The sequence below is a fragment of the Psychrobacillus sp. genome, from assembly GCF_056205495.1.
Genome location: NZ_JBAEAP010000468.1, coordinates 1 through 8,338, shown reverse-complemented (window position 1 = coordinate 8,338; position 8,338 = coordinate 1). Strand labels below are relative to the sequence as shown.

At 37.4% G+C, this 8,338-nt stretch carries 9 protein-coding genes and 1 other annotated feature; of the genes, 1 reads left to right on the top strand and 8 read right to left on the bottom strand.

The genetic code is table 11. The annotated features are described in order from the left end of the window. Nucleotides 1–353: SDR family NAD(P)-dependent oxidoreductase (locus AC06OU_RS13550; protein WP_475856445.1), on the bottom strand; the 353-nt coding region annotated here is incomplete at its 3' end. Further along, nucleotides 340–1,284, bottom strand: coding sequence for an MBL fold metallo-hydrolase (locus AC06OU_RS13545; RefSeq protein WP_475856443.1), 945 nt, complete (start codon nucleotides 1,282–1,284; stop codon nucleotides 340–342). The genes AC06OU_RS13545 and AC06OU_RS13550, both read right to left, overlap by 14 nt. A gap of 120 nt (nucleotides 1,285–1,404) precedes the next feature. After that, nucleotides 1,405–1,614 (top strand) — a binding site (T-box leader). A 269-nt stretch (nucleotides 1,615–1,883) separates the two neighbouring features. Between AC06OU_RS13545 and proC the strand changes: the two genes are divergently transcribed. Then, entirely contained in the window at nucleotides 1,884–2,696 is an 813-nt protein-coding gene (gene proC, locus AC06OU_RS13540; RefSeq protein WP_475856441.1) for a pyrroline-5-carboxylate reductase, read from the top strand. 376 nt (nucleotides 2,697–3,072) lie between these two features. Here proC and rnz read toward each other — a convergent pair whose 3' ends face one another. The 6 genes from rnz to AC06OU_RS13510 form a co-directional block, all read right to left on the bottom strand. After that, nucleotides 3,073–4,017 carry a ribonuclease Z gene (gene rnz, locus AC06OU_RS13535; protein ID WP_475856440.1) on the bottom strand — a complete coding sequence of 315 codons (945 nt, stop codon included), beginning with the start codon at nucleotides 4,015–4,017 and terminating at the stop codon, nucleotides 3,073–3,075. A 191-nt stretch (nucleotides 4,018–4,208) separates the two neighbouring features. Beyond that, a complete protein-coding gene (locus AC06OU_RS13530; protein WP_475856439.1) occupies nucleotides 4,209–5,069 on the bottom strand; it encodes a YitT family protein in 861 nt (286 codons plus the stop codon). Between the two features lie 37 nt (nucleotides 5,070–5,106). Beyond that, nucleotides 5,107–6,348 (bottom strand): DNA polymerase IV, encoded by a 1,242-nt coding sequence (locus AC06OU_RS13525; RefSeq protein WP_475856437.1) that lies wholly within the window; start codon nucleotides 6,346–6,348, stop codon nucleotides 5,107–5,109. A gap of 117 nt (nucleotides 6,349–6,465) precedes the next feature. Then, the gene (locus tag AC06OU_RS13520; RefSeq protein ID WP_298468521.1) at nucleotides 6,466–6,954 is read right to left on the bottom strand and encodes a chemotaxis protein CheW; all 489 of its coding nucleotides are present in this window, start codon (nucleotides 6,952–6,954) and stop codon (nucleotides 6,466–6,468) included. 21 nt (nucleotides 6,955–6,975) lie between these two features. Then, the gene (locus AC06OU_RS13515) at nucleotides 6,976–8,088 is read right to left on the bottom strand and encodes a M20/M25/M40 family metallo-hydrolase (RefSeq protein WP_475856434.1); all 1,113 of its coding nucleotides are present in this window, start codon (nucleotides 8,086–8,088) and stop codon (nucleotides 6,976–6,978) included. A gap of 16 nt (nucleotides 8,089–8,104) precedes the next feature. Then, nucleotides 8,105–8,338, bottom strand: a 234-nt coding sequence (locus AC06OU_RS13510) for a carboxyl transferase domain-containing protein (protein WP_475856432.1), incomplete at its 5' end; no start/stop codon positions are given.

The following is an 8,338-nucleotide window of genomic DNA, read 5'->3' as shown; positions in this document are numbered from 1 at the left end:
TTCATAAGCTTTGCAAAATAGTTGGTGAGCATAATAGGTGCTTTTACATTCACACTCAGCATTTGATCTATCTGTTCTTCCTTTAAATCTGTTAGATAAGCAAAGGTACCCACTCCTGCGTTTAATATGACAACATCTGGAGTTTCCACCTTCTCAAAGAGATTTTCATAAGCCGTTTCTGTCGTTAAATCAGCAACAAGGACATGGACTCCTTGCTTTTGCAACTGATCTAGGGCATTAGTATTTCTCCCTGTTGCATAAACCTGATGACCATCCTTTTGCAGTTGTAGCGCCAGCATAAATCCTATACCACTTGTAGCACCAGTAATAAGAATCCTCTTACGCTTGTTCATATAAAAGAATCCCTTCGTCTGTCCGCTTTTCTTGGATGAGACCTTCGTCCATTAAATAATCTATTTGTCCGATTGTTTCAGATAATGTCAAACCAAGCTCTTTTTCATAGACCTTCGGAAACAACCTCTGAGTTAGTTCAAAAATAGTCTTTTCCCCATCCTTCATCATTTCAAGAACATTTAATGCTCTCTCCCGTTGTCTTACTAAACGAGAAGATATTAAATCAGCAACTCCGAACACCTCATTTCCATGGCCACTGTATACTTTTTGAACGCCCAATGCTTGCACTCTTTTTAACGCTTCATTATACTGAAGCATCGATTTCGGACGAGGTGCTGATTTGTCCAACGGTGGTTCTATTAATGGATTAGAAGAAATTTTTTCAAGGATTAAATCCCCACCAATTAACACCCCATGTTGTTCGTCCCATAAGGAAATATGACTCTGCGCATGACCCAAAGTTTCTAAAACCTGCATATTTGGATGACCTGGTATTGTATCTCCTTCCTTCAATATCGCATCTAATGAACGATTACCGATGAAATTTAATGGTCTCCTCATCTTTTCAATCCATTTTAAGTATTGTTCAGGAACACCTTCCTCTACCAAACAGTTATAATAAAATTCATCATGATAAGATAAAAATGCTTGATCTTTTCTTAGCCATACTTGGTTATATTCGTGTCCTAGAATCTGCGCTTTTTCAAACGCCTCAATCCAACCTGAATGATCAGGATGATGATGACTAAGGATAACTTGTTCTATATCATCAAGATCATAACCTGCTTCGTTTATACCACTTTTTAAAGCTACTAGTGCTTGTTCCGTTTTTGGTCCTGCATCTACTAGAGTAAGTACATCCCCTTTTATAAGGTATGCATTAACATCCCCTACAGCAAAAGGCGTCGGAATAATTATCTTATGTATCATCTTTTTGTTTCTCCTTTACATGAATGACTATTCATTTATTTTACAGGTTAATAAGTTAGGAGTCACTAAATTAGATTGACTTTTTGTAAAATGACCTCTATAATTTCATTAATTCAGATAATTCTTGCTATGAAGAAGACTAGTACATATATGATGGAGTAAAGAGAGTGAAATGCCTGCTGAAAATTTCATCTCCCTCTCATATAAGGAACCTGCTTCGGAGCAACTATGTAAACATAGTCGTGACCTTCGCGATAAGAAGGAAAAAGATGTGCTATTTTATAGCAAACTTAGGTGGTACCGCGGAAATCAAACGTTTTCGTCCTTATTTAATATAGGGACGGGAGCGTTTTTTTATATTCAAATCTAGGGTTGAGTAGATGGAAGACTTTCAAAAAATAATAAATGTAATGGTCAAGGAGTTCCATATTCAAATCAATAAAAAGGATTCTTTTTTTAGCCTATTACTCCCCATTTGATATAACTCATTGTTGATAATTAGAAGGTTATTTAGAAGATAATTTATTGTTATCTAACGTTTGATTATTATTACTAAAGGAAAATTGTAGATATGAACTAACTTGAAGGAGGATAAACGTATGACTAATATAGTTTTTGTAGGGGCTGGCTCCATGGCTGAAGCTATTATCCACGGCTTATTGGAGGAAAATAAAGTTTCCCCAGATTCCATTTGTGTGATGAATAAATCAGATCAGAAACACCTGCAGTATTTACAAACTAAGTACCAAATCAATATTATGTGCTCAGAAAAGCTTGCTCTCCAAAAAGCAGACATTGTATTTCTTGCTATGAAACCAAAAGATGCCATAGACGCTTGTAAAGATATCTCTTTATATATAAATAAGACGGCTACAATTGTATCTGTCATTGCGGGTGTTTCCATCCAAACAATAGAGTCGTACCTTGGAGAGCGACCAATCGCACGTGTTATGCCTAACACCTCTGCCTCTGTTGGTTTGAGTGCTTCTGCCCTTTGCTGTAATGACAAAATAAATGATCTATCTAAAAAGGTAATAATAAACTTGTTAGAATCAATAGGAACAGTCATGTTAGTGGAAGAGGAAGATATGCATGTAGTAACCGCTCTGTCAGGAAGCGGACCAGCGTATCTATACTACTTTGCTGAACAATTTGAAGCAGCGGCTGTTTTGCACGGGCTAAGTAAGGAAGATGCCCGTCAATTGTTCTTTCAAACGATGAAGGGGGCAGCGCATATGCTAATGAACGGCAGTGTGGAGCCTGCTGAGCTTAGAAGAAAGGTTACGAGTCCAGGAGGTACAACAGAGGCAGGCATCGAGCAGCTCATGTCACACAAGGTCGACGAGGCTATTTTTGCATGCATAGATGCAGCCCAGCAAAAATCAAGAATTCTTGGGAAACAATATGAATAGTCGAGCGGAAGAATGACGATCATAAATCACCCACAAACTTTAGACTAGAAAAAAACTGGGAATAATTCTCTAAAAGTCTCTAGCAAGCAGCCGTAACGTAAAAACAACTAACAAAAAAGAAATAAAAAAGTGAAATCCGGTTATCGATTTCACTTTTTTTAACTTGTTATGTATAATCTAATCTATTTCATTTTCTTATACACGATTTCTTTGGACCCAACATACTAAACTGATTCAATTTAGGGGGTGAAGCTGGTCTATGATAGGAACTCTTATATCGCCCACAGGCGGGTCGACCTCCTTCTCTTCTACTTAATAGAAAGAAAAATAGTAGCACAACCCATGGCTTTGGTGTGTACTACTAAAGTTAGTACGTTTAGTTTTCCATTTTTTCTAATTGACCGTTCATATAATTGAACTCGTTAAAATCATCTGCAATATAAATAGGGAAATTATAGGAAGAAACTTGATTTAGCAGATTTTTCAAATCCTCTGCCATAAAACGAGCACTAATATGGTTGACTATTAAATGCTTAGCTCCAGCACTTTCACAGACATTTGCAGCATCAATAATTGTCGAATGCCCATATTCTCTGGCAAGCTCCTCTGTCCCAGTGTCGAAGGTACCCTCATGTATTAATATATCTGAGTCCTTTGCTAAAACAATAGAATTTTCGCAGTGTCTCGTGTCACCTAAAACGGTAACCTTAAACCCATTTTTGGGTTGTCCTGTTACATCAGAGCTCTTGACTATTTTACCATCTGGTAATACAACATCCTCACCGGATTTTAATAACCGTAATAATGGACCTCTTGGAACCCCTAGAGCATCTGCCTTCTCGATTAGTAACTCAGGAGGAAGTTGCTTTTGGGTTACACGATACCCATAACAAGGAATAACATGCTCGAGCATTCTTGCTTCTACAATGAACTGTTCATCCTCAAAGATTATTCCCTCTTCTATCTCTACGATTTGAAGAGGATATTTTAATCGAGTTTGGGACGTAGTCAAAGTAACCTCCAACCATTCTTTTACACCCTTTGGACCGTATATTGTTAGCTGCTCGTCGCCAGCAAGAAAAGATCTAGAGCCTAGCAGCCCTGGCAAACCATAAATGTGATCTCCATGCAAATGCGTGATAAATATTTTTTCTAGTTTTCTCGGTTTAATAGTTGTTCGAAGAATTTGATGCTGGGTTGCTTCCCCACAGTCAAACATCCAATAAGTGCCTCTTTCCTCCAGTAGCTTTAAAATCATCGAGCTTGTATTACGTTGCTTAGAGGGCATACCTGCTCCGGTACCTAAAAACAAAATTTGCATATATATCCAACTTCCTTATTTTATATAATCTTCGTTATATATCATTTTAACATTATGAGCGCTTGGGACAATAGTATGTTCATTATTAGCAATTATACAAACATGCTATTGTTTTCTGAAATATATACATAACCTATAGATAGCTACAAAAAACCGTTAAACGAGATATAAACTCATTTAACGGTTTTTGATTAGTGAATGTCACGCTTTTTGAAACTGCCGCCACGAACCTCTGCTACATCTGTAATTACTACAAATGCACTTGGGTCTTTCTCTTTAATAATTGTAATTAGTTTGTTTTCTTCCATTCGAGTAATGACACACGTAACAATGTCAATTGTTTCGTTGGTAAATCCGCCTCTTCCATTTGAATAGGTTACCCCTCGACCAAGTCTATCCTGGATGGCTGTTCCAATTTCCTCTGAATGTTTACTAACAATCCTAGCAGATTTGGATTTTTCAAGACCTACTTGAATGACGTCAATGACTATTTTAGCAATATAATAAGTGGTAGCAGAATACAGTGCACTCTCTAGACCATATATGAACCCTGCACCAACAAAGATAAATGCATTAATAAATAATATTATATCCCCCACTGAAAATGGTACTTTACGTGAGACTAGAACGGCCAGTACCTCTGCTCCATCAAGTGCACCACCGTTACGAAGGACGATACCAATACCTACCCCAAGCATTACACCACCTGATAATACAACAAGTAACGGGTCTTTCGCGCTTAAAATCGGATTAATATGATGTAACAAAACAGTTGAGACTGATAATGCCGCGATACCAATGATACTAAATAAAGCAAACGTCTTACCAACCTGTTTATAACCTAAATAAATAAAAGGAATGTTTAATATAAATAGTAGGACTCCTAAAGGGATCTCAAATAAATAATTCCCCATGATACTGACACCTGTCACTCCGCCGTCAATTACAGAGTTTGGAATCAATACTGCTTCTAGTGCGTAGGCAGCAATTACAGCCCCTATAATAATCATAATGATTCTGCCTATCATTTCTGGTGTTTTTGTTTTCTTCATCTACTCGTAAAACCCCTGTTCTTATTAAATTGATTTTTTATCTTTCGTGATCATCTAAAAAGTCTTTACTAAAACTTGTTTTAGATTCAAAAGAAGGTTTTTTATCCAACTTGATACCTCTTTTAATAATCCCAGCTCCAAATTTAGTCTGAAGCTGCTCCACAAGCTTTAATATTGGCTCCTCTTTTGCATGCTCTTCATAGTTAAAAATAGATAATTGCTCTACTGATTCTCCCTTATCAAATACATTGTTAACTGTGACGCCAAGCAGTCGAATAGGCTCGCTATCCCAAGCTGATTCAAATAATTGAAAGGCTAGCTGAAATATTTCATCCTCTTTAAAGAGGCGATTAATTACAGTCTTACTTCTCGTTTTATTTTTCCAACTAGCATCCCGAATATGTATTGTGATAGAACGTCCAGCGAGGTTTTTAGATTCTAACCGTGACGCGACTTTCCCAGATAGTCTTCTGAGCACTTTTTGAAGCTCTTCCATATTTGTTTCATCATATGGTAATGTAGTAGAATTACCTACGCTTTTTGTTTCAAAAATAGATTCTGGATTTACTTCACGATCGTCTATGCCATGAGAACGATTATATAACCTCGCACCAGCTTTACCTAGCTTTGATTTTAAAATTTCTGGATTGGCGCTAGCTATATTTCCAATGGTTATAATACCCAATGATTCTAGTTTTTTAGAGGTGCTTTCTCCAACGCCATGCATTTCGATTACTGGTAAGTGCCATAGTTGTTGTGAGACCTCTCGTTTTCTCAGCACAGTAATACCCATCGGCTTTTTCATATTGGAGGCTGTCTTAGCTAAAAATTTATTAGGGGCAATTCCAATAGAGCAAGGTAAATCTAACTCTCGCAATATTCTTTGTTGAATGGATTTTGCAAATGCTACTGCATCATCTTGCATATCAACATCGGTTAAATCTATATAGCCTTCATCAATAGAGACAGGCTCTACCATTGGAGTATAAGACCGTAATATATCAAACATTGCTTTTGAGGCGGCTCTATAACTTTCAAAATTAGGAGGCAACAAAATTAGTTCCGGGCATTTTCTTTTAGCCTCCCATACTGACATGGTTGTATAAATGCCCCTTGCTCTTGCCTCGTAGGAGCATGTTACTAATATTCCTCTACGTTCCTTCGGATTCCCAGCGACTGCGATTGGCTTACCTTTTAAAGAAGGGTTATGTGCTTGTTCTACAGATGCATAAAAGCTATTCATGTCTAAGTGAAAAATGATTCTGTTTCGTTTAGTCAAGTCTCTTCACCTCTTCTACATGTTTAACTCCTTCAAAATAAAAGGGGAAAAAAGGTAGCCATTTAATAGCTACCTTCCACTGTCCAATCGAAAAACAGAACTTACCCATGTCTAATATTATATACTACTTACTTCAAGGTTTCCTTTATTGTCTTCTAAATAAGATTGTATATCTTGTATGCCTTCTAATGAACGAACTAAAATAGAAGGGTCTATAATTGTAATCATTCTATCTTCAAGATTAGCAATATTCGTGAAATATTTTGTCTTAGAATAATTCATAATACCCATCTGTTTTAAAGATTCAGAAGGGATATCTAAAATCTCCTTTGCCTCTTTTACAAGAATACCAACTGACATTTCTTCCGTATGCATCGTAACCACACGGGCATTAGCATTCATAAGACCACTCTGATTATATAGAATCTGTTCAAAATCAATTATAGGCACAAGTTCTCCTCTAATTTTCATCAATCCTATCAAATAAGTCGGTAAATGAGGGATAGGATTAACTTTATCTAGCTTTTCGATAGAAACTACATGATCAATAGATACTGCATATTCTTCATTTCCGGATTGAAACACAACTACCTTTTGAGAAGACATGGATTAAAACCTCCTGGTGCATTATTCTGCGGCAACCTTTACGATTTCTACAAGTAAATCTGCTAGTTTTTCAAGTTCCTCCACTGGCATTCTTTCATTAGTGGTATGAATTTCCTCATAACCGACTGAAAGAATTACTGTTGGTACACCAAAGCCAGATATTACATTGGCATCGCTACCACCACCGCTTGTTTTTATATCGGCTTTTCTTCCTATATTTTCAACCGCACGCTTTGCAACCTGTACGACTTGATGATTTTCTTCAAAACGGAAGCCTGGATACATTAATTTAGTTTCCGTAGTAGCTTTTCCACCGAATTGCTCTGCTTTTTCTGCAAATGTGTTTACCATATGCTCAACCTGTGCATCTAGCTTTTCTTTATCGATAGAACGAGCCTCTGATAAAATATGAACAGTATCGCAAACAATATTTGTTGCCTGACCACCCTCGAAGCGACCTATATTAGCAGTTGTTTCATAATCTATTCTACCTAATTTCATAGCTGCGATTCCTTTAGCAGCTAATGTAATCGCTGAAACACCTTTTTCAGGAGCAACACCGGCATGCGCAGTTTTTCCAGTAATGGTAGTCCAAAGCTTTGCTTGATAAGGTGCTGCAGTAACAATACCGCCTACTTCTCCATCACTGTCTATTGCATAACCGTAAGTTGCAGTCAGCAAGGAAGGGTCCATTTCCTTAGCTCCAACTAGGCCACTTTCTTCTCCAGCAGTTATGACCACTTGTATATCTCCATGCTCGATGGACTGCTCTTTTAAACGACGTATTGCTTCGAATAATGCTGCAATCCCTGCTTTATCATCAGCACCTAGTATAGTGGTACCATCTGAGTAAATATAGCCATCCTCTTTAATAACTGGTTGGATTCCCTTACCTGGCACAACCGTATCCATGTGAGTAGTAAAGTAGATGCTATCTGCCGAAGACTTATTTCCCTTCAAGGTAGCGATTAAATTACCAGCTCCATGTCCAGTTCTCTGTGCTGAATCATCTTCCAGAACTGAAAAACCGAGCTGCTCGAGCTTATTCTTTAAAATTGGTGCAATAACTTGCTCATGCTTTGTTTCAGAATCTATCTTCACTAACTCAAAAAATTCTTCTATTAAACGATTCATCTTGTAAAAGACTCCTTTATAATGGGATATTCCCGTGCTTTTTCTTAGGTCTAGTTTCTTTCTTGTTACGCATCATCTCTAGCCCTTGGATTAACTTGATGCGAGTCTCTCTCGGATCAATAACATCATCTACCATCCCCATGGAAGCTGCTACATATGGATTTGCAAATTTTTCCCGATACTCTTCAATCTTTTCAGCACGAACCTGTTCAGGATTATCGCTAGAGGCAATTTCTCTTGCAAAAATAAT